Source organism: Herbaspirillum sp. alder98 (genome assembly GCF_020179755.1).
In the GTDB taxonomy this organism is placed as follows: domain Bacteria; phylum Pseudomonadota; class Gammaproteobacteria; order Burkholderiales; family Burkholderiaceae_D; genus Herbaspirillum.
The window spans coordinates 22,269-42,913 of record NZ_JAIUCY010000015.1 but is presented as its reverse complement, the minus strand read 5'-3'; the positions used below and the strand labels follow the sequence as shown (position 1 = coordinate 42,913).

Below are 20,645 nucleotides of genomic sequence, written 5' to 3'. Positions count from 1 at the left end.
TCATCATTGTCTCGCGTGCGCGATGTCCTCCGGCAATGCCGCCGGAGTGGCGTGCTGGCACCCTCGTTCAAACCTGTTTGCCGATCAATGACGCGTTGGCGTCAGGCGACGTTCCAGTGTTTTCAATAAACCCGGGAAGTTGCTGCTGTTTCTGCTCTAGATTAAGACTTCATTTGCTACAGTGGGGCAGTACGTCATGGCAACAGCCGGAGAATGCATGGTCAATTCGACGCCTCGTGCGAAACGCAAAATACTGGTGGCCGATGACAGCAGTGCCGTACGGCACAACCTGTCCAGGCTGCTGGGCGAAGCCGGCTACGACGTACTGACCGCCGCCAGCGGGTTCGAGGCACTGGCGCAACTGGGGGCGCAACAGATCGACATGATCATTTGCGACGCCGACATGGCGCCGTTGGAGGGAGGACATATCTGTCTGCTGATCCGCCGCAGTGCGGGTCATGCCAGTCTGCCGGTCGTCATGCTGTCGTCGCGGGCCGGGCCATTCGACAGCGCGCGCAGCGCCATGGCCGGGGCCGATCAATTGTTGTGCAAGCCGGTCAACGAGGCGGTATTGCTGCAAATCACGAGAGCCTACGTGGATGGTGTCGATGCCGTCTGACGCGGTCCATTCATTGGCAACAGGGGTTTGCATGCGAATAAAAAAGGTGCTGGTGGTCGACGACTCGCCAACTGATCGATACGTGCTGACCAGCATTCTCGAACAGAACGGTTTTTCGGTCGAGACCGCCGGCAGCGGTGACGAAGCCCTGCAAAAAATCCGCGAGGACAAGCCTGAGCTGGTACTGCTGGACGTGGTCATGCCCGGCAAGAACGGTTATCAGATCACGCGCCAGATCGTGCGCGATCCCAGCACCAGGGACTTGCCCATCATGATGTGCAGCGTCAAGGCGCAGGAGACCGACCGCATTTGGGCGCTGTGCCAGGGCGCCTGCGACTACATCGTCAAACCGGTTGATCCCGAAGAACTATTGGCCAAGATCCAGGCGCTCGAGTGAGCGCATAGCGCTTCATCCTGAAAGGCAGGCATGCACGAGAGTCCGAAACCCAAACCCGGCAGGACCACCCGCGATGTCGCCCAGACACCCCCGTTCGAGGGGTTGCAGGCGTTCCAGGCATCGCTGCTGGAGCGCATGGAGGCAGCCAGCAGCGAGCAGTCGTACACCCGCCGGCTGGCGGTGTCGATCGGGGGCGTCCCCTGCCTGCTCAACCTGGCCGAGGCGGGCGAGATCATACCGCTGTCGACACTGGGCAAGCTCACCCGGGTGCCGCTGACGCAACCCTGGTACCTGGGGCTGGCCAATATCCGGGGCAATCTGGTCGGTATCGCCGATCTCGCCATGTTGATGGGCGCACCACCCCAGGTGGCGGCCTCCGCCAGCCGGGTCCTGGTGTTGTCGCCGACGCTGGCGCCTAACTGCGGCTTGCTGCTGGCGTCGGTAATGGGTGTGCGGCAGATTTACGAGATGAATGAGATCTCGAAAGTTAACGATGGAAATCTCCAGATGCGGGGAGTGATTCGCCATCATAGGGACTCGGAAGGAACTGAGTGGCAGGAGTTAAGTCTGGTATCGCTGTTAAGTGACGAAAAGTTCCTTCACATCGGACGCTGAAGATTGGCATGACGCCACGCCAAGGGGGCAGGCGGAAGCGGCGACATCAAAACAAATCGTACAGGAGCTCCAGTCATGGCATTGAGTCTGCCGCGTCTACCGAAGAAGAACAAATCGCGACCGGCCCGGGACGATGTCGCCGCGTCCACTGCCGTTGTACGCAGGACGCGCCTGCCGGTGATCAGCCGCTTCGCGCTGCGCACGCAGACCCGCATCCTGCTGTTGCTCCTGTTGCTGTCGCTGGCCAGCACCTTGCTGTTTCTCTGGCTCGAATCGCGCAGCTATATCCACGTCACGCTGCAGGCCCACATTACCTCCGACCTGGTGATGCATTCCCAGCGCATCGGCAAGGCCGTGCCCAATGCGATCCAGGGCAATCGCGAAGCATTCACGCAGTTGCGCGAGAGCCGTAACGAATTCAACTTCGGGCTGGGCCTGCTGGCCAAGGGGGGCCACTATCAGGGCGACATCATCCGTCCCCCTGAGGCGGCCATGAAGCCGGTGCTCGAAGACGTGCAGAAAATCTGGGACCATACCAATCAGGCATCGCAGACCATCCTCAAGCTCGAAAGCGAACTGACCGGTTTTGGCGTGACCCTCAAGCGCCTGAACCTGATGCTGCCGATGTTGCTCGACCTGAGCGAGCAGATCGCCATGCTGCAGTCGCAGGGCGTGGCCGGCCCGCGCGAGATGAGCACGGCCAGCATGCTGGTGCAGTTGACCTTGCGGCTGGGCCGCAGCTCCAACGAATTCCTGACCTCGGACGGGGTCAATCCCGAGACGGCGTTCCTGCTCGGCAAGGACGTCAACACCTTCCACGACATCATCGACGGATTCCTCAACGGCAGCGAGCTGTTGCGCCTCAAGCCGGTGGCCGACAAGGAGACGCGCGAAAAGCTACTGGAGCTCGAAAAGGTCTTCGGCGAATACCAGCCCCAGGTCGCGGGCATCCTGGGCAACCTGCAGAATTTCATCGCCGCCAAGCAGTCCGAGCAGTTGGTCTTCGTCGAGAACGAGACCCTCAAGCAGCACCTTACCGTGCTGCAGAACGACTACCGGGTGGCGCAGGAATCGCGCTCCCTGTTCTTCTGGTGCATGCTCGGGGCCATGGCATGTGCGTTATTGAGTGGGGTGGGCATCGCACTGGTGCAATTGCAGAACAGCCGCAACAACGCCGCCGAGGCTGAAGCGCGGCGCCAGGACGCCGATGCCCAGCGCCTGCAGGCACAGCATCAGGAAGAAAAGGCCATGCGCACCAATGTCGCCAACCAGGCCGCCATCCTGCGCCTGATGAACGAATTGCAGAAGGTGGCCGATGGCGACCTCACCGTGCACACCACCGTCTCGGAAGACATCACCGGGGCCATTGCCGACTCGGTCAACTATACGGTCGAGGCGCTGCGCGGACTGGTGGGGCAGGTGACCCAGATGGCGACCAAGGTGGCAGCCACCTCGGATCATGTGCGCAGCACGACCACCGAGCTGGCCAGTGCCACGCGGATGCAGGCACGCCGGATCCAGGAAACCGGGCAATCGATGCTCGAGATGTCGATCCAGATTACCGATGTCTCGATCTCGGCCAACGAATCCGCCGACGTCGCGCGACATTCGGTGGTGGTCGCCGAGCGCGGCGCCAAAGCGGTGGAAGACGCGGTCAAGGCCATGAACGAAATTCGCCAGCAGATACAGGAAACGTCCAAGCGCATCAAGCGGCTGGGCGAGTCGTCGCAGGTGATCGGCGAAATCACCGAACTCATTTCGGACATCACCGAGCAGACCAATGTCCTGGCGCTCAATGCCGCCATCCAGGCAGCCTCCGCCGGCGAGGCCGGACGCGGGTTTTCGGTGGTCGCCGAGGAAGTGCAACGGCTGGCCGAGCGTTCCAGCGCCGCTACCCGCGAGATCGGTGCGCTGGTGCGGATGATCCAGACCGACACGCATGATGCCGTGGCGGCAATGGAAAAATCCACTGCCGGCGTGGTCGAGGGCGCGGTATTGTCGGATGCCGCAGGCGCGGCGCTGGCCGACATCCGGCGGGTGTCCAATCAACTGGCCGAACTGATCCAGGGCATGTCCTCATCGACCGAACAGCAGGCGATCTCGGCCAATGGGGTGGCGCAGAACATCCAGAGCATCCTCAGCGAAAACGAGATCATCGAGCAAAGCCGCGAACAGGTTTCGGCGCTCTATAACGAATTGTGGGATGCCGCCAAGCAGCTGGAAAACTCGGTGTCGCGGTTCCGGGTGACGGTTTCCTGACAGCGACGGCATGATGGACACTCCGCGCCCCATGCCCGAGCCTGCAGATCCGGACACCGCCGGCATCATTTCCGCACACGCCGCGACGGCCGATCACCGTGCGCAACTGTCCGACAGCCTGCGCTTGCTGGCGCCCGCGCTGCATACGGCGATCGACCGGCTGCTGGTGCATTTTTCCCCCTCCGCCGGTGACGCCGGCAGCACGCCCAGCTGCAGCGAGGAACTGGCGCAACTGTGCCAGCAGCTCGATCAACTAATCAATGTCATGCGGGTGGTGGAGGCGCATGCCGCCACGCAATTGCTGTCACGGCTGCGCGCGTTGCTGGTGCATTGCGCGCAAGGCTGCGACGCATCCGAACTGCAACTGTCGTCGGCGCAGGCCGCGGCCGCCGTCACGGCGCTGTGGAGCCTGCACGATTATCTCGATGATCTGCACGATCGCAGCGGCGACACCGATATCTTCGACCCGGGCCTGTTCCAGGGCTGGCGCCTGGTTTGCCTGCAGCTTCCCGCCAGCGCCCATGCGCCGTTCGCGCCGCAGGGCAACTGGCCGACATCGCTGGCGCATCTGCATGACCTCGACGCCATGCGGCAGGTCCTGGATGCCATTGTCCGCAGCCTTTCAGCGGAGCAATCCACGGTGTCGTCCGGCGATGCTGCGCTGCACGCCTTCATTGCGCACATCCTCGATGGCCTGCAGCCGCTGGATCGGCATGCCCTGGTGGTGCTGGAGATGGCGCGCGGGCCGTTATTGAACAGTCGGATCGAGGCACTGCGACAGCGTGCCGACTGGTCGCCGTCGCTGGCACTGGTGCAGGCGCCTGAATCACCGGTGATGGTGCGACTGATGGTGCAGGTCGATGAGATGCAGGCGGCCTGGGGGTGTGTCGTCGCGGCAGCATCGGACGACGCGCGCGCAGCGTCGGCGCTGCAATGGATGGGGCGTGTATTGGTGGCAGCCGATCTTGCGCGCCGGATCTGGCCGCGCCTGCGCGAGCCGGGCTTGTCGGGCGTGCTGCGTTCGCTCGGACGGCTGGCCGGCCTGTTCGACCCGGTCGCCTTGCGCGAGGACACCGAGCGCGAACTCAGCAATTGCCAGATTTTCCTCGAGCAATGCCTGCGTCGGCGCTTTCATCTGGAAGAAGATTTCATCGAGCAGTCCGACTGCATGGTCGAACATCTGGCCGGCGTGCTGTATGGCAATGCCCCCAGTGGTCCCTTTCCGTGGTTCTCGCGTGAGTTGCGGGCCGACATGACGCGTCGCATGTCGGGCGTGGCCGAGCGTGACATCCGTGAAGCGCTGTCCAGGGTCGAAAGCGGCCTGGGTTGGTTTTGGTCCGGCCGCACCGAGGGCTCAGGGGCGGCCATGCTGCCGACCGGCGCCATGGATGACGACTGGCCATCCGACAGCCAGCCCTCTCTCACCAGCATGCTGACCGATATCCACGCCGAGCTGGGCCGCATGGAAAGCCTCTGCGCGGCGCATCCCGCGCTTGCGTGGCGCGCGCTGGGCAGCACCCTGCGCGAGCGGATTGCCAGTAACCTCGGCGCCACGTTGCCCAGTACCGCCGATGAAGGTGGCGCGCAGCGGGACCGGACCGATGCCGCGCGTGCCGTGATGGTGCGTGACATCGTGGATTTCGACCAGCAATTGCAGCGGGCCATGCGCTCGCCGCCCAACCGCTGGCGTCGCCCTGATCGCATCGACCCACAGCTGGCCGTCAACATACGGCGCACACTGACGCATGGCGACTTGCCGGCGCCGGTGGCGTCGTCAGCAGACCTCGCGGCGGTCGAGGCGGCGTCGATGGCGGCATTGCCGGATGACCTGAGCGGTAGTTGGCAACCGCAACCGGCCGATGACGAGATGCTGGGCATCTTTGTCGCTGAAGCCGGCGCCTTGCTGCAGGCGCTGCGTGACATGCCCGGGGCCGACACGATGATGGTGGCCGACCAGGGGCAGTTGAGCAACATGCGCCGCTGTTTTCATACGATCAAGGGTAGTGGCCGCATGGTTGGACTGCTGGCCCTGTCCGATGCTGCACATGCCATCGAGAAATTGCTCAGCGCATGCCTGTCATGCGCCGACCAGCAAGAGCCCTGGCCCCTGCCCGAGCCGGTGAGGGTATTGCTGCAATCGGCGCTGGCGTTGTTGGCCGGGTGGGTCAACGAAATCGGGCTGCAAAGAGGGTCGCCGCGTCAGGCGCCCTTGCTGGTGGACCTTTGCCAGTGCCTGGGCCAGGCGCTGGCCGTGACCAGTCGCCCCGAGGAGCCGGCGCGTGAAGCGGCGCTGGTTCCGGCGGCCGTCCCGGATCGGCAGTTGCGCCAGATCTATCTGGACGAGGCAGCAACCCTGTTCAAGACCTTGCGCCAGCACGGCAGCAGCTGGCGCGCCAAGGCCGATAGCGGCTTGTTGTCCGGCGCGCCCGCGCTCTATCTGCGGGCCGTGCATACGCTGCGCGGTTGTAGTGCAGCGGCAGGTTTCGGCGGCATGCGGCAAATGGCGACGGCGCTGGATGAACTGATCGAACATCTCAAGCAACTCGGGCATGGACTGGACGCGGCGCAGCTGACGATCGTCGAACGCGCACTCGCCAGCATGCAGCAGATGCAGCAGCAATTTGCGGCCGGCGCCGAGCCGGCCGCCGACCAGGCGGTGATAAAGGCGTTGCACGGGTTGCAGCAGAGCTTGCATGCGCCCGTGTCTTCGGTGCCGTCGCCGGCTGCTGCGTCGTCGTCGGCGGCGGCGCACGACCCTCCCGCCCCGGAGGTGAATGGACTGCAGGATGAGATCGATCTCGAACTGCTGCCGGTGTTTCTGGAAGAGGGCGCGCACCTGATGGCGCTGGTGGGCGAGGGCTTGCACCTGTTCCAGCGCCAGCCGGACGACGATACTGTGCTCAGAGAGGTATTGCGACCGTTGCACACGGTCAAGGGCAATGCCCGCATGGCGGGGGCGCTGCAATTGGGGCACCGGATCCACGAACTCGAAAGCGGCGTCCAGCGCCTGTTGCGCAATACCGGGGCGAGCGACGGGCTCAATGCGCTGCTGGCGATCTATGACGATGCACTGCAACGTCTCTCCGCACTGGAGCAGATGGGGGCTGCCGCCCAAACCGGAGGCGATGGCGAGCGCAGGCCCGTGGTGCCGACGGTGCGCATCAAGGTAAGCCTGCTCGATACGCTGCTGAACCAGATCGGCGAGGTGTCGATCGCCCGCTCGCAGCTCGAGAATGAAGTCAAGCAACTGCGGCGCCATACCGTGGACCTCGATGACAGTGTCGGCAAGTTGTCGGCGCAATTGCGGGATATCGCGATCCAGGCCGAGATTCGCATCGCCGCGTCGCAGCATAGCCATGAAAGGCTCCAGTTCGATCCGCTGGAACTGGATCGCTATACCCATCTGCAAGAACTGACCCGGATGATGGAGGAGAGCGTCAGCGATGTCGCCTCGTTGCAGAAGTTGCTGGCCGACAGTGCCGCCAGCACCCAGAATGGCCTGCAGCGGCAAGCGCGTCTCACCCGCGATCTGCAGCAGGAATTGATGTATGCCCGCATGATCAAGTTCAAGAGCGTCGAGCCGCGCCTGCGGCACCTGGTCTGGCAACTGGCCCGTGAAACCGGCAAGGCGCTGGAACTGGTCTGTGACGGCGGCGAGGTCGAACTCGACCGCGGCATCCTGGAAAAAATGATCGGCCCGTTCGAACACCTGCTGCGCAACGCCGCAGTGCATGGCATCGAAGCGCCCTCTCAGCGTGCGGCAGCGGGCAAGCCCGCCATGGGCAGGCTGCGTATTCGTGCCGTGCAGGAGGGCAGCGAAGCCACCATTCGCATCGATGACGACGGGCTGGGCCTCGACCTTGCCGCGATTCGCACCAAGGCGCTGGCAGCCAACCTGCTCAGCGCGGCCCACGCCGACGATGAGGCGCGCGTGATCGAGATGATCTTCGAGCCGGGCTTGTCGACCTGGTCGAACGTGTCCGAACTGGCCGGACGCGGGGTCGGCATGGACGTGGTGCGCAGCGAGGTCACCGCGCTCGGCGGACGGGTGGTGGTGCATTCGGAGGCCGGCGCCGGCGTGCGCTTCACGATGCACCTGCCGCTATCGCTGGCCGTCAAGCAGGTATGCCTGCTGCGGCTCGGGCTGCAGAGTTACGCGATCCCTTCGATGCTGGTCGAGAAAGTGGTGCAGTTGCGTGGCCAGCGCATGCACCACGCGTTGGCCAGCGGCACGTTGGAGCAGGGTGGGCGCAGCGTCACGCTGCATGGCCTGGCCGCGCTGCTGGACGAACCGGACGATGCCAACCGCGCGGCGCCGGACTCGGTCTATGTGCTCTTCGTCAAGAGTGGCAACGACCTGGTGGCCATCATGGTCGACCATGTCAGCGGCAATCGCGAGGTGGTGTCCAAGCCGATGGGGCCGCAGCTCGATACCCTGGCCGGCGTGGTGGGGGCGACGGTCATGGGCAACGGTGAAATCGTGTTGATCCTCAACCCGCTGCTGCTGGAACGACGCAGCGGCTATCGCCGGGAGGATGGCGCGGTGCGCGCGCGGCCCGGGCGGCCGGGCCGGACCAGGCAGCGCATCGTGATGGTGATCGACGATTCGCTGACGGTGCGCAAGGTGATGCAGCGCCTGTTGATGCGTGAAGGCTATGAGGTAGTGACCGCCACCGATGGCTACGATGCCATTCGGCAGCTGCATGGCGTCGTGCCCGACGCCTTCCTGGTCGATATCGAAATGCCGCGCATGGATGGATTTACGCTGGTGCGCCACCTGCGCGACAACGAAGCCACGCGCTTGCGGCCGATCATCATGATCACCTCACGCACCGGGGCCAAGCATCGCGAGCGCGCCATGGAGCTTGGGGTGAATTATTACCTGGGCAAGCCTTATCAGGATCAGCAACTGCTGTCACTGCTGGCCACTTATACCAGTGCGCCGGAGCAGTTGCCCCCGGACGACTTCAGTGATGTGCTGTATTAGGGCCCGTTCACATTAAATCTGCGAGTGCGAGAGGTCGGCAAGCGTTGTCTGGCTAGGCGTAGCGACGCGCCGTAGTGGTGCTACGGCAAGGAGCTGCAACAACGGCAGGCGAGGCTTGCCAGCACGCCCTCTGGGGGGCAACGCATCTCACAGATTTAATGTGAACAGGCCCTAGTGTCCGGCTAGGCGTAAAATAGCGCGCTTCCGACGCCGTTGAGGGCATGCCAGGCTGGCAAGCGGCGCTCCAGATCAGCATTTCGAGGCAATAAAATCGATCCGACACTCATCTCCATCCTGCTCGCCACGACCCTGGCCGGGGTCGTCAGCATCACCGCTGCAGCGGTGTTTTCGTTCGCCCTGCTGTCGAAGATGGTGGAGCGGCTGGTCAGCCTGTCGGTCGGCATCATGCTGTCGACTTCGCTATTGCATGCATTGCCGGAGGCGTTCGAGTCCCAGGCCGAGCCGCATACCCTGTTTGCGGTGTTGCTGGGCGGCTTGCTGACGTTTTTCCTGTTGGAAAAGACGGCTATCCTGCGGCATTCGCATCACCACGAAGACGATGGGCATGGCCATCACCATGGTCATGACAAGCATGAGGCGGGCAAGGCCGGATGGATGATCCTGGTCGGCGACGGGCTGCACAATTTTACCGATGGCATCCTGATCGCCGCAGCCTTCCTGGCCGATCCGCACCTGGGGCTGGTGACCGGCCTGGCCATCATCGCCCATGAAATCCCGCAGGAGATCGGTGACTTCATCGTGCTGCTCAATGCCGGCTTTTCGCGCACCCGGGCCTACGTCTATAACCTCATCTGCAGCCTGATGGCGGTTGCTGGCGGGATACTGGGCTATGTGATGCTGGAACGCGGCACGCAATGGATTCCGTATGTGCTGGTGTTTGCCTCGTCGGGCTTCATCTACATCGCCGTCAGCGACCTGATGCCACAGATGCAGCGCCGCGCGACCCTGCGCGAAACAGTGCCGCAGGTGATCCTGATCGCCCTCGGCGTGCTGATCGTGGTCACGCTGACCAGCCACGCCCATAGTCACTGATCAGGCCAGCGCCGCCCGGCGCCGGCCATGACGCCATGACGCCATGACGCCATGACGTTCAGGCGCCGGTTGCGACCGGTCGCGACGGGTCAGCGCTCCATTCGCTCCAGGAGCCCGGATACAGGCTGGCGCCGCCGAGGCCGGCCACTTCCAGTGCCAGCAGATTGTGGCAGGCGGTCACCCCCGAGCCGCACTGCATGACCGCCTGATGCGGATCGCCCACCATCGACAGCCATTCCTCGCGCAGCTGGACTGCGCTCTTGAAGCGGCCATCGGCCTCGAGATTGTCCTTGAAGAAGCGGTTTCTGGCGCCGGGAATATGGCCGCCCACCGCATCCATCGTTTCGTTCTCGCCGCGGAAGCGGTCGGCGGCGCGGGCATCGACCACCTGCAGCGCGGCGGTCTTGATGTTCTCGACCAGGGTTTGCGCATCGACCGTGCGCACGATCGAAGTCAGGTCCTGGATGTTGCCGTGCGGCGCCGGCGGCGGGACTTCGGCGGTCAGTTCGCCGACCTGCTGCCACGCGGCCAGGCCGCCATCGAGCACCGCCACGTCGCTGTGGCCGATCCAGCGCAACAGCCACCACAGGCGTGCCGCGAACATGCCGCCTTGTGCATCGTAGGCCACTACCTGGGTATCGTTGTTGATGCCCAATGTCCGCAGTGCCTCGACGAGTTGCTGGCGGTCAGGCAAGGGATGACGACCATGAAAGCGGCCATGCGCATCCACCTTGGGGCCGGACAGGACATGGTCCAGGTGCACGAAGCGGGCCTGGGGAATATGGCCGGCGGCATAGGCGTCGGTCCCGGCCTGGGGATTGACCAGGTCATGCCGGCAATCGAGGATGACCAGGTTCAGGTATTGGGCGCGCGACTTCAGGTCGGATGCGCTGATCAGGGTGGAATAGGTCATGTGTTCTCCTTTGCAATGCAGGTTCAGACTTCAGTAGCGATCGGGTCGACCTTGGGGACGTTCTTGGCGCTGTTGCGGTTGCTGCGCTGGTTATGCCAGGTGGCCCACAAGCCGCTGCCGAGGATGATGGCCATGCCCAGCCAGCCCAGCCAGCCCGGTGCATCGTTCCAGATCAGCACGCCGAACAGGCTGGAAAAGACGATGCCCGCATATTGCAGGTTGGCCGTCACCAGGGTGTTGCCGAGCCGGTAGGCGCGGGTCATGGCAATCTGCGCCAGCGTGGCCGTGAGGCCGATGGTCAGTATCAGCAAGGCGCCGGTGACTGAATGGGTGTGCCACAGCGGTATCTTGCCCGCCACCAGGTTGCCGGCCAGGCCGGCTACCACGCCGGTCAGCGAGAAGTAGAACACGACCCGGTATTCGGGTTCCCCCAGCAGGCCAAGCTTGCGCACCTGCAGGTAGACGATCGCCGACAGTACGCCCGATATCAGGGCGATGACGCCACCGATCAGTTGTTCCGGATTCAGGGAGGGGCGCATCAGCATGGCCACGCCGATGAAGCTGAGCAGCACGGTGGCCGCCAGGCCCCACTCGAAACGCTTGTTGCCTTTCCACCAGCCGGCCGCGAACAGCATGGCCGCAATCCAAATCGACGACATGTAGTTGAGCGTGGTGGCGGTGGCAATCGGCAGCAGGCTGAATGCGTAGAACCACATCCACAGCGAAACCACGCCGACCCCGCCACGGATCAGGTGATCGCGTGGAAAAGGGGTGCGGAAGGTGCCGCCGCGCACCCACACCATGGCCGAGATGACGATCACCCCGACCAGTCCGCGCGAGAGCACGATTTCGGCGGTGGTGTAGTGCTCACCGGCCAGTTTGACGCATACCCCCATGATGGAGAACAGGAACGAAGCGACCAGCATCCAGAGCGATTGCATGACGAGTGAGGTTTATTGTTGGATTGAATAGGTAGGGCAGGCGCGATCCGGCAGATCCGGCAGGTGGGCCGCCCAATGAAAAACGGCAGCATCGGACCATGCCGATGCTGCCGTTACAAAAATGTCGTACCTGCGAATGAAGTTGGCGTTCTTGCAAGATTGCGGATGGCGGCCGACAGTAAGGTTCTGAACTGTCCTGCTCCTGCCGCTGGGCCTGCATGCCTGCTCCTCGATGTTCATCTTCATGCGCTGTGCGGCGCATGCGGTTTGTTGTTATCCGTCCCTGGTGCCGGGGCCGACTGCGAGCTGCGATCGATACCATTCGTGGAAGTGCTGCATGCCGTCTTCCATGGGCGACTGGTACGGACCCACTTCGCTGGTGCCGCGTTGCATGAGTATACGACGACCAGCGTCCATGCGCAGCGCGATCTCGTCATCCTCGACGCAGGTTTCCATGTAGGCGGCGCGTTCGGCCTCGACCATTTCGCGTTCGAACAGGGCGATCTCTTCGGGGTAGTAGAACTCGACCACGTTGGTGGTCTTTTGCGGTCCGTCCGGCCACAAGGTCGACACCACCAGCACATGCGGATACCACTCGACCATGATGTTGGGATAGAGCGTGAGCCAGATGGCGCCATACTTGGGCGGCGTGCCGCCATTGAACTGCAGCAGTTTTTCTTGCCACTTGGCGTAGGTCGGCGAACCCGACTTGACGAGGCCGTGATTGACGCCCACGGTCTGCACGCTGTAGTCGCGGCCGAACTCCCATTTCAGGTCGGAGCACGACACGAAGTTGCCCAGGCCGGGATGGAAAGGCTCGACGTGGTAGTCCTCGAGGTAGACTTCGATGAAGGTCTTCCAGTTGTAGTCGCACTGGTGGACTTCGGTGTGATCGTACAGGTAGCCCGAGAAATCCAGGTCGCCGGCCACGCCAAGCTCCTTGAGCTGGGTCGCCACGTTGCCGCCGCCGCCTTCGAACAGCAGGCCGTTCCAGTTCTGCAGCGGCGTGCGCGACAGGTTCAGGCACGGCGTCTCGCCGAAGTGGGGGGCGCCGATGAGGTCGCCCTTGAGGTCGTAGGTCCAGCGATGCAGCGGACACACGATATTGCGCGCGTTGCCGCGACCATCAAGCATCTTGGCCTGGCGATGACGGCACACGTTCGACACCAGCTCGATGCCTTGCGCATTGCGCACCAGCATGCGGCCTTCGTTTTCCCACGGCAAGGTCGAGTAGTCGCCCACATTGGGCACCATCAGTTCATGGCCGGCGTAGCGAGGCCCGTTCTGGAACAGTTGTGTGAGTTCGCGCTGGTAAAGCGGCTCGTCGAAGTAGACATCGACTGGAAGTTGCGCGTTTGAACGCGCCAATTTGGCAAAAGTCGCAAGATCGGACATTTCCGCCCCCAAATTAATTTGCACCAACCTAAGGAAGAAAATCCGCAAAAACCGTTCAAGTAATATGAAGAGGAAATTTCGGACAGAACTGACGATTATGCCACAAAACCCCCATAAGCGGCCTCAACTGGTGGCTATTTTGTCATCATTTCAACGGAATTTACCTTTTGCGAGTTCGGCCTGTATGCAAATCACGCGCGTTGTTCGGTGCGTGCACTACGGATTGTTCTAAAATACCGGGTTAGATTTCCAATTTGGGTCGATATGCCAAGAACTTCCGCCACCGCCAGCGCCGCCACGGTTTCCACCGCCCCCGCCTCGTTCGAGCAAGCCATGCAAGAACTGGAGCAGCTCGTGGCGCAGATGGAAGCCGGCGAGCTGCCGTTGGAAGCATCGGTGGCCGCTTACAAGCGCGGCTCGGAACTGGTCAAGTTCTGTGCGACCCAGCTCGACCGCGTCGACAGCCAGGTCAAGGTGCTCGAAGGCGAGATGCTCAAGCCCTTCAATGCCGACCACGGCGCCAGCGAGGACGATTGATGACCGCCCGCCTGGCCGCCTCCGTTTCTTTCCTCGACTGGATGCAGCAGGTCCAGACCGGCATGGAAGCCGTGCTGGACCGTTTTCTGCCGTCGCCCGCAGTGGTGCCGGCGCGCCTGCACCAGGCGATGCGCTACACCGCGCTGGACGGCGGCAAGCGGGTGCGCCCCTTGCTGGTGTTTGCCGCGGGCGAATTGTTCGACACGCCCCTGCCGCTGCTGGAGCGGGCGGCGGCAGCAGTCGAGATGATCCACGTCTATTCGCTGGTGCACGACGACATGCCCTGCATGGATGATGACGCCTTGCGTCGCGGCAAGCCGACCGTGCATGTCCAGTACGACGAAGCGACCGCGCTGCTGGTGGGCGACGCATTGCAGGCGCAGGCGTTCGAGGTGCTCTCCGGCGTGACCGGCGCCGATGACAGCGCCCTGGTGCCGCGCCAGTTGCGCATGCTCAACCTGCTGGCACAGGCTTCCGGCTCGGTCGGCATGTGCGGCGGGCAAGCGATCGACCTGGCCAGCGTCGGCATGACCCTGTCGCTGGCCGAACTCGAACAGATGCACCGCAAGAAGACCGGCGCCCTGTTGCGCGCAGCAGTGATGCTGGGCGCGCTGGGCGGCAAGGCGCTCAGTGCCGACGAAATGGCCGCACTGGACGACTACGCCGGCGCCATCGGCCTGGCGTTCCAGGTGGTCGACGATATCCTGGACGCCACTGCCGATTCGGCCACGCTGGGCAAGACGGCCGGCAAGGACGCGGCCGACAACAAGCCCACCTATGTGTCGATCCTGGGGCTGGCCGAATCGCAGGCGCTGGCGCAACGGCTGCGCAGCAACGCGCACCAGGCGCTGGCACCATTCGGCGACAAGGCGCAGCGGCTGCGTGAGCTGGCCGACCTGATCGTGCAACGAAAGGCATGAGGCGATTGTCGAACTGCCTGTATCAGGCATGCGCGGCTTTCGCCTGCAGACCCAAACAAACGGTACCAACAGTATGCTGCTCAACACCATAAACGAACCGGCCGACCTGCGCCGCCTGTCCCGCCCCCAACTCAAGCCGCTGGCCGAGGAGTTGCGCGGTTTCGTGCTCGATTCCGTGTCCAAGACCGGCGGACACCTGTCGTCCAACCTGGGCACGGTCGAGCTCACGCTGGCGCTGCACTACGTGTTCAATACGCCGGACGATCGCATCGTCTGGGATGTCGGTCACCAGACCTATCCGCACAAGATCCTGACCGGTCGCCGCGAGCGCATGTCGACGCTGCGCCAGCAGGACGGCATCTCGGGTTTTCCGCGACGCGATGAAAGCGACTACGACACCTTCGGCACGGCGCACTCGTCGACCTCGATCTCGGCCGCGCTCGGAATGGCCCTGGCGGCCAGGACGCAAGGTTCAGATCGCCACGCCATCGCCGTCATCGGCGACGGTGCGATGACCGCCGGCATGGCCTTCGAAGCGCTCAACAATGCGGGCGTGCACGAAGACGTGAACCTGCTGGTGATCCTCAACGACAATGACATGTCGATCTCGCCGCCGGTGGGTGCGCTCAACCGCTACCTGGCGCGCCTGATGTCGGGCAAGTTCTACGCCCGTGCCCGCGATGTGGGCAAGTCGGTGTTGCCGGGTCCGGTGCTGGAGCTGGCCAAGCGACTGGAAGAACATGCCAAGGGCATGGTGGTGCCTGCCACCATGTTCGAGGAATTCGGTTTCAACTACATCGGTCCCATCGATGGTCACGACCTGGATTCGCTGATTCCGACGCTGCAGAACCTGAAGCAGCTCAAGGGCCCGCAGTTCCTGCACGTGGTTACCCGCAAGGGCCAGGGCTACAAGCTGGCCGAGGCCGATCCGGTGCTGTATCACGGCCCCGGCAAGTTCAACCCCAGCGAAGGGATCAAGCCCAGCACCAGCAGCAAGACCACTTATACCCAGGTGTTCGGCGAGTGGCTGTGCGATATGGCCGGCGCCGACCAGCGCCTGGTCGGCATCACGCCCGCCATGCGCGAAGGCTCGGGCATGGTGGGTTTCGAGAAGCAGTTCCCGCAGCGTTACTACGATGTCGGCATCGCCGAGCAGCACGCCGTGACCTTCGCCGCCGGCATGGCTTGCGAAGGCATGAAGCCGGTGGTGGCGATCTATTCGACCTTCCTGCAGCGCGCCTACGATCAACTGATCCACGACGTCGCCCTGCAGAACCTGGACGTGACCTTCGCCCTCGACCGCGCCGGCCTGGTCGGCGCCGATGGCGCGACCCATGCCGGCAATTACGATCTGGCCTTCTTGCGCTGTATCCCGAACATGGTGGTGATGGCAGCCTCTGACGAGAACGAGTGCCGTCAGATGCTTTCCACCGCCTACCAGTATCCTGGCCCGGCGGCGGTGCGTTATCCGCGTGGCGCCGGTGTTGGCGCCGTGGTGCAGAAGTCGCTGGAGCCGTTGCCCCTGGGGCGCGGCGAAGTCAGGCGCGAAGGGCGCGGCATCGCGATCCTGGCGTTTGGCACCATGGTGGCGCCGGCACTGGAAGCGGGTGACAAGCTCAATGCGACGGTGGCCAACATGCGCTTCATCAAACCGCTCGATGTCGATCTGGTGCGCCAACTGGCTGCCGATCACGACGCGCTGGTGACGATCGAAGAAGGCTGCATCATGGGCGGCGCCGGTGCTGCGGTGTCAGAGGCGCTGGCTGCCGCCGGCATCGTCAAGCCGGTCCTGCACCTGGGCCTGCCCGATCGCTTCATCGATCACGGCGATGCGACGCACTTGCTGGCGCAGTGTGGTCTGGATGCGACCGGTATCGCAGCGTCCATCGTCGAACGCTTCGGCAAGGACCAACCTCGTCTGGTGGTGAGCAACGGCTGATCGTCCAACACGCTGCATCATGAAAAATGCCGTTCAGCACACACTGAACGGCATTTTCTATTGGTCTGAAAAAACTCAGGCGAAGACCACGGCGATGCTGCCGACCGAGTCGCTGCTGCGGGCCGGGCCGACCACGATCTGCACATCGCGGCCCAGCCGCGCCAGGCAATCGAGCATCTTCGATTCGCTGATCCCGCGAAACTGGCCGCGCAGCATCTTCGACAGCTTCGATTGCGGAATGCCAAGCACGTCAGCCGACTGCTGCTGACTCCATTTGCGACTCTTGATGATCTCGCCGATCTTGGTCGCAAGCTGTGCCTTGACCAGCATTTCATCGGCGTCTGGCAGGCCCAGCGCGGCATAGACGCTACCGTTGGTTTCTTCAATGTCTGTGGTCATTTGCTTCTCCTTTTGCATGTGCTTCTGCGACCTTCAGTCGCTCGCGAATCAAGTCGATGTCCGGCTTTGGCGTTGCGATGCCGAATAACGATTTCTTCTGGAAGCAATGAAGAACATAGATCGCGTCGCCCAGTTTGACAGTGTAGACGGCGCGAAAACTGCCTCCGCTCGCGTATTCCACGACCTCCAGCACACCCGCCGAACCAAAGCCTTTCAGCGGTTTGGCGTGGTCGTGTTTCTTGCCGATCTGGGCGTGGTGCAATGCATAGCCGAAGGTATCCTGCACATCGTCCGGCATCGCCTTCAAGTCCTTGTAGCTCGAGCCGAGCCAGCGTATTTTCTTCATGCCGTGCGCTCGATTGCATGATTATGCCCATATGGACATAATCATGCAATACGTAGCCTCCTTTAATGATCATTCAACGGAAGCTACGTCGAATCTGGCGTGCAGATGCCACAGGCCGGGACATTGCGCCTGCAATTCGTCTTTGTTCAGCTTGCCAATTCCGGCGCGCCCTCGGCGCCGCTCACGATGCGCGGCCGTTCTTCCACAGCACATCCTCGCCACCCGCGGCGCGATTGAGCACTCGCGCCAGCACAAAGAACAGGTCCGACAAGCGGTTCAGGTAGCGGCGCGCAGCCGGATTGACAGCCTCTTCGTGGTCCAGCATCACCACGCTGCGCTCGGCGCGCCGGCACACCGTGCGGCAGACGTGCGCCAGCGCCGCAGTGCGCGAGCCACCCGGCAGGATGAATTCGCGCAGGGGGGGCAGGTTCGCGTTGTACTGCTCCAGCCAGCCGTCGAGTCGCGCCAGGTGGTCGTCGGTCAGGACCGTATGTCCAGGGATGCACAGCTCCCCACCCAGGTCGAACAGATCATGCTGGATCTGCAACAGTGCCGGCGCCAGGCCGTCCGGCAGGCCTTCGCACAGCAGTAGTCCCAATTGCGAGTTGAGTTCGTCGACGTCGCCCAGTGCATGGATGCGCAGGCTGTCCTTGGCCACCCGGCTGCCGTCGCCCAGGCCGGTACTGCCGTCGTCGCCGGTGCGGGTGACGATCTTGGAAAGGCGATTGCCCATGGCTGACTCCCTTGTTGAAGAAGGGCGAGCTTAGTCGCCTCGCGTTCAATAAACCACTAAAAAATTCACTTGAAACGATGGCCAGGCCGAAACGGCATTGGATATCGCCGAGATCAGATGGCGGCAAGAGAGTAAAATTCATCAGTCGATGCATTGGTAAGGCCACTGCACGCACCCATCAGACCAAAAAAAAACCAATAACGGAGACACGGAAGAACGCACTATGAACCATATCGTTGACGCACAGAAACTCAGAAAGCCGGTGCCGCAGGCACTGCTGGACCAACTCCAGGCGCTCTTCGGCAGCCGCCTGTCGACCGCCGCCGCCATGCGCGAGCACCACGGACGCGACGAATCGTCGTATGACCCGATGTTGCCCGATGCGGTGGTGTTCGCGCACACAACCGAAGAAGTCGCCGCCTTCGTGCGGCTGTGCAGCCAGTACCAGACACCGATCATTCCCTACGGCGCCGGTACCTCGCTGGAAGGCCATATCCTGGCACTGCAGGGCGGCATTTCGCTCGACCTGTCGCAGATGAACCGGGTGCTGGTCATCAATGCCGAAGACCTGACCGCCACCGTCCAGGCGGGCGTCACCCGCAAGCAGCTGAACCAGGAAATCAAGGACACCGGCCTGTTCTTTCCCATCGATCCGGGCGCAGACGCTTCGCTGGGCGGCATGGCCTCGACCCGGGCCTCGGGCACCAATGCCGTGCGCTACGGCACCATGAAGGAAAACACGCTGACCCTGACGGTGGTGACGGCCAGCGGCGAGATCATCAAGACCGGCACCCGCGCCAAGAAGTCGTCGGCCGGTTACGACCTGACCCGCGTCTATGTCGGCAGCGAAGGCACGCTGGGCGTGATCACCGAAGTGACGGTGCGCCTGTACCCGCAGCCGGAAGCGATTTCGGCGGCCATCTGCTCGTTCCCCAGCGTGGCCGATGCGGTCAATACGGTGATCCAGACCATCCAGATGGGAGTGCCGCTGGCGCGTGTCGAATTACTCGACGAGAACGGCGTGCGCGCCCTCAATGCCCACGACAAGCTGACGCTGCCGGTCAATCCGCTGTTGCTGTTCGAATTCCATGGCAGCGAAAACGGTGTCAAGGAACAGGCCGAGCTGGTGCAGGAGCTGGCTAACGAAAACCACGCCACCGGTTTCGAATGGGCCACCCGTCCGGAAGACCGCAGTCGCCTGTGGACCGCGCGTCATAACGCCTATTTTGCAATCCTCCAGCTGCGCCCCGGCGCCCGTGCCATTTCCACCGACTGCTGCGTGCCGATTTCGCGCCTGGCCGAATGTGTGCTGGAGACCAAGGCCGATTGCGAAGCGCAGGGCTTGATCCACGCCATCATCGGCCACGTCGGCGATGGTAACTTCCACGTCCAGATGATGGTCGATCCCAACGACGCCGCTGACGTGGCGCGCGCCGAGGGCGTCAACCAGCGCATGGTGGCGCGCGCCATCGCCATGGACGGCACCTGCACCGGAGAACACGGCGTGGGCCTGCACAAGATGGACTTCCTGATCGACGAACATGGCGCCGGCGCGATCGCCGTCATGCGCGCCATCAAGCACGCACTGGATCCGCAGAACATCCTCAATCCCGGCAAGATCCTGCGCTGGGAGGCGTGAAGACAATCCATGGCAACCAGGCTTCCTCCCGTCCACGCGCTGTCCGCCTTCGAGGCGGCGGCGCGTCACAACTCCTTTGCCATCGCCGCCGAGGAGCTCTGCATCACGCCATCGGCACTGTCGCATCGCATTCGCCTGCTTGAAGAATTCGTCGGCGAGCGCCTGTTCTATCGCGATGGCCGTTCGATCGGCCTGTCCGAATTCGGGCGGCGTTATCTGGATGTCGTGCGCAGCGCGCTGCGCACCCTGACCGACTTCCCGATGCCGCATCGCAACGCCACGGTGCAGCCCAAGATCAAGGTGATGCTGCCGCCGACCTTTGCGCGTCACCTGCTGATGCCGCGCATCGCCGACTTCACCCAGCGTCATCCCGAGATCGTGGTCGAACTCTACCTGTCGGTGCCGCTGTATGACCTGAGCCTGTCGGAGAGCGATGTCGAGATTCGCTTTGGCGCCGGCAACTATCCCAACATCGTCACCGAAAAGCTGTTCGAGGAACCGGCCTTCGCGGTAGCCAGCCCGGCCTACCTCAAGAGCCTGCCGCCGATGCGCACCCCGGCCGACCTGCAGCACGCCAACCTGCTGCGTTCGGCGCTCGAGCCCTGGCAGCCATGGTTCGACGCGGCCGGCCTCAAGGACATGACCGAACCCTCGACCGGGCTGCGCATCGATGACCTGGGTTTGCTGCTGGAAGCGGTGCGCCACGGCTACGGCATCGGCCTGACCCGCAAGCATTTCGCCGAAGAGCTGCTGGAGCGTGGCGAGATCGTCGAGTTGTTCGATGTGCGCCTGCGCACGCCGCCGCATGCCTATTACGTGGTCTACGAGCGCTCGGCCCGCGAACGACCCGAGGTCGACAGCTTCATCAGCTGGATGCAGAACGCCTTCAAGAACCTCCAGTAGGTCACCGGCACGGCTGCCGCTGAAATTAATTCATTGCGATAAATAATTCT

18 protein-coding genes are annotated in these 20,645 nt (G+C 63.1%); 11 read left to right on the top strand and 7 right to left on the bottom strand.

Annotated features, from left to right (window positions below):
* Positions 1-196: 196 nt before the first annotated feature.
* The 6 genes from LBW87_RS22700 to LBW87_RS22675 all read left to right on the top strand — a co-directional run bounded on the left by LBW87_RS22700 (position 197) and on the right by LBW87_RS22675 (position 9,930).
* Positions 197-619: a response regulator gene (locus LBW87_RS22700; protein WP_225203752.1), complete on the top strand. Its 423-nt coding sequence runs from the start codon at positions 197-199 to the stop codon at positions 617-619.
* A 31-nt stretch (positions 620-650) separates the two neighbouring features.
* On the top strand, positions 651-1,016 hold the full coding sequence (locus LBW87_RS22695) for a response regulator (protein ID WP_225203751.1): 366 nt from the start codon (positions 651-653) through the stop codon (positions 1,014-1,016).
* Between the two features lie 30 nt (positions 1,017-1,046).
* The gene (locus LBW87_RS22690) at positions 1,047-1,631 is read left to right on the top strand and encodes a chemotaxis protein CheW (RefSeq protein ID WP_225203750.1); all 585 of its coding nucleotides are present in this window, start codon (positions 1,047-1,049) and stop codon (positions 1,629-1,631) included.
* Positions 1,632-1,706: 75 nt separating this feature from the next.
* A complete protein-coding gene (locus LBW87_RS22685; RefSeq protein ID WP_225203749.1) occupies positions 1,707-3,890 on the top strand; it encodes a methyl-accepting chemotaxis protein in 2,184 nt (727 codons plus the stop codon).
* 31 nt (positions 3,891-3,921) lie between these two features.
* Positions 3,922-8,877 carry a response regulator gene (locus tag LBW87_RS22680; RefSeq protein ID WP_225203748.1) on the top strand — a complete coding sequence of 1,652 codons (4,956 nt, stop codon included), beginning with the start codon at positions 3,922-3,924 and terminating at the stop codon, positions 8,875-8,877.
* 294 nt (positions 8,878-9,171) lie between these two features.
* Positions 9,172-9,930: a ZIP family metal transporter gene (locus LBW87_RS22675; RefSeq protein ID WP_225203792.1), complete on the top strand. Its 759-nt coding sequence runs from the start codon at positions 9,172-9,174 to the stop codon at positions 9,928-9,930.
* Positions 9,931-9,988: 58 nt separating this feature from the next.
* Here the strand turns inward: LBW87_RS22675 and LBW87_RS22670 are convergent, their stop codons facing one another.
* The 4 genes from LBW87_RS22670 to LBW87_RS22655 are packed head-to-tail and all read right to left on the bottom strand — an operon-like array spanning position 9,989 to position 13,179.
* Positions 9,989-10,843, bottom strand: coding sequence for a sulfurtransferase (locus tag LBW87_RS22670; protein ID WP_225203747.1), 855 nt, complete (start codon positions 10,841-10,843; stop codon positions 9,989-9,991).
* A gap of 23 nt (positions 10,844-10,866) precedes the next feature.
* On the bottom strand, positions 10,867-11,784 hold the full coding sequence (locus LBW87_RS22665) for a DMT family transporter (protein WP_225203746.1): 918 nt from the start codon (positions 11,782-11,784) through the stop codon (positions 10,867-10,869).
* 12 nt (positions 11,785-11,796) lie between these two features.
* Positions 11,797-12,030, bottom strand: a complete 234-nt coding sequence (locus LBW87_RS22660) for a hypothetical protein (RefSeq protein WP_225203745.1) — start codon at positions 12,028-12,030, stop codon at positions 11,797-11,799.
* A gap of 27 nt (positions 12,031-12,057) precedes the next feature.
* Complete coding sequence (locus tag LBW87_RS22655) at positions 12,058-13,179, bottom strand: aromatic ring-hydroxylating oxygenase subunit alpha (protein WP_225203744.1); 1,122 nt, start codon at positions 13,177-13,179, stop codon at positions 12,058-12,060.
* Between the two features lie 264 nt (positions 13,180-13,443).
* Here LBW87_RS22655 and LBW87_RS22650 point away from each other — a divergent pair, with 264 nt between their 5' ends.
* The 3 genes from LBW87_RS22650 to dxs all read left to right on the top strand — a co-directional run bounded on the left by LBW87_RS22650 (position 13,444) and on the right by dxs (position 16,575).
* Entirely contained in the window at positions 13,444-13,716 is a 273-nt protein-coding gene (locus tag LBW87_RS22650) for an exodeoxyribonuclease VII small subunit (RefSeq protein WP_225203743.1), read from the top strand.
* On the top strand, positions 13,716-14,636 hold the full coding sequence (locus LBW87_RS22645) for a polyprenyl synthetase family protein (RefSeq protein ID WP_225203742.1): 921 nt from the start codon (positions 13,716-13,718) through the stop codon (positions 14,634-14,636). Before LBW87_RS22650 ends, LBW87_RS22645 begins: the two co-directional genes overlap by 1 nt.
* A 73-nt stretch (positions 14,637-14,709) precedes the next feature.
* Positions 14,710-16,575 (top strand): 1-deoxy-D-xylulose-5-phosphate synthase, encoded by a 1,866-nt coding sequence (dxs, locus tag LBW87_RS22640; protein WP_225203741.1) that lies wholly within the window; start codon positions 14,710-14,712, stop codon positions 16,573-16,575.
* Between the two features lie 75 nt (positions 16,576-16,650).
* Here dxs and LBW87_RS22635 read toward each other — a convergent pair whose 3' ends face one another.
* From LBW87_RS22635 to LBW87_RS22625, 3 genes are all read right to left on the bottom strand, one after another.
* Positions 16,651-16,974: a helix-turn-helix domain-containing protein gene (locus LBW87_RS22635; protein ID WP_225203740.1), complete on the bottom strand. Its 324-nt coding sequence runs from the start codon at positions 16,972-16,974 to the stop codon at positions 16,651-16,653.
* Entirely contained in the window at positions 16,958-17,320 is a 363-nt protein-coding gene (locus LBW87_RS22630; RefSeq protein ID WP_225203739.1) for a type II toxin-antitoxin system RelE/ParE family toxin, read from the bottom strand. The genes LBW87_RS22635 and LBW87_RS22630 overlap by 17 nt, the downstream gene beginning before the upstream one ends.
* 181 nt (positions 17,321-17,501) lie before the next feature.
* Positions 17,502-18,053: a cob(I)yrinic acid a,c-diamide adenosyltransferase gene (locus LBW87_RS22625; RefSeq protein WP_225203738.1), complete on the bottom strand. Its 552-nt coding sequence runs from the start codon at positions 18,051-18,053 to the stop codon at positions 17,502-17,504.
* Positions 18,054-18,276: 223 nt separating this feature from the next.
* Between LBW87_RS22625 and LBW87_RS22620 the strand changes: the two genes are divergently transcribed.
* Both LBW87_RS22620 and LBW87_RS22615 read left to right on the top strand, forming a co-directional pair.
* Positions 18,277-19,692: an FAD-binding oxidoreductase gene (locus LBW87_RS22620; protein ID WP_225203737.1), complete on the top strand. Its 1,416-nt coding sequence runs from the start codon at positions 18,277-18,279 to the stop codon at positions 19,690-19,692.
* Positions 19,693-19,701: 9 nt separating this feature from the next.
* The gene (locus LBW87_RS22615) at positions 19,702-20,595 is read left to right on the top strand and encodes a LysR substrate-binding domain-containing protein (protein ID WP_225203736.1); all 894 of its coding nucleotides are present in this window, start codon (positions 19,702-19,704) and stop codon (positions 20,593-20,595) included.
* Positions 20,596-20,645 lie beyond the last annotated feature (50 nt).

Excerpts from the sequence above, each read along its gene's own strand:
- LBW87_RS22700 (WP_225203752.1), top strand. The coding sequence starts at position 197 with ATGGCAACAGCCGGAGAATGCATGGTCAATTCGACGCCTCGTGCGAAA.
- LBW87_RS22695 (WP_225203751.1), top strand. The coding sequence starts at position 651 with ATGCGAATAAAAAAGGTGCTGGTGGTCGACGACTCGCCAACTGATCGA.
- LBW87_RS22690 (WP_225203750.1), top strand. The coding sequence starts at position 1,047 with ATGCACGAGAGTCCGAAACCCAAACCCGGCAGGACCACCCGCGATGTC.
- LBW87_RS22685 (WP_225203749.1), top strand. The coding sequence starts at position 1,707 with ATGGCATTGAGTCTGCCGCGTCTACCGAAGAAGAACAAATCGCGACCG.
- LBW87_RS22680 (WP_225203748.1), top strand. The coding sequence starts at position 3,922 with ATGCCCGAGCCTGCAGATCCGGACACCGCCGGCATCATTTCCGCACAC.
- LBW87_RS22670 (WP_225203747.1), bottom strand. The coding sequence starts at position 10,843 with ATGACCTATTCCACCCTGATCAGCGCATCCGACCTGAAGTCGCGCGCC.
- LBW87_RS22665 (WP_225203746.1), bottom strand. The coding sequence starts at position 11,784 with ATGCAATCGCTCTGGATGCTGGTCGCTTCGTTCCTGTTCTCCATCATG.
- LBW87_RS22660 (WP_225203745.1), bottom strand. The coding sequence starts at position 12,030 with ATGAAGATGAACATCGAGGAGCAGGCATGCAGGCCCAGCGGCAGGAGC.
- LBW87_RS22655 (WP_225203744.1), bottom strand. The coding sequence starts at position 13,179 with ATGTCCGATCTTGCGACTTTTGCCAAATTGGCGCGTTCAAACGCGCAA.
- LBW87_RS22650 (WP_225203743.1), top strand. The coding sequence starts at position 13,444 with ATGCCAAGAACTTCCGCCACCGCCAGCGCCGCCACGGTTTCCACCGCC.
- LBW87_RS22645 (WP_225203742.1), top strand. The coding sequence starts at position 13,716 with ATGACCGCCCGCCTGGCCGCCTCCGTTTCTTTCCTCGACTGGATGCAG.
- dxs (WP_225203741.1), top strand. The coding sequence starts at position 14,710 with ATGCTGCTCAACACCATAAACGAACCGGCCGACCTGCGCCGCCTGTCC.
- LBW87_RS22635 (WP_225203740.1), bottom strand. The coding sequence starts at position 16,974 with ATGACCACAGACATTGAAGAAACCAACGGTAGCGTCTATGCCGCGCTG.
- LBW87_RS22630 (WP_225203739.1), bottom strand. The coding sequence starts at position 17,320 with ATGAAGAAAATACGCTGGCTCGGCTCGAGCTACAAGGACTTGAAGGCG.
- LBW87_RS22625 (WP_225203738.1), bottom strand. The coding sequence starts at position 18,053 with ATGGGCAATCGCCTTTCCAAGATCGTCACCCGCACCGGCGACGACGGC.
- LBW87_RS22620 (WP_225203737.1), top strand. The coding sequence starts at position 18,277 with ATGAACCATATCGTTGACGCACAGAAACTCAGAAAGCCGGTGCCGCAG.
- LBW87_RS22615 (WP_225203736.1), top strand. The coding sequence starts at position 19,702 with ATGGCAACCAGGCTTCCTCCCGTCCACGCGCTGTCCGCCTTCGAGGCG.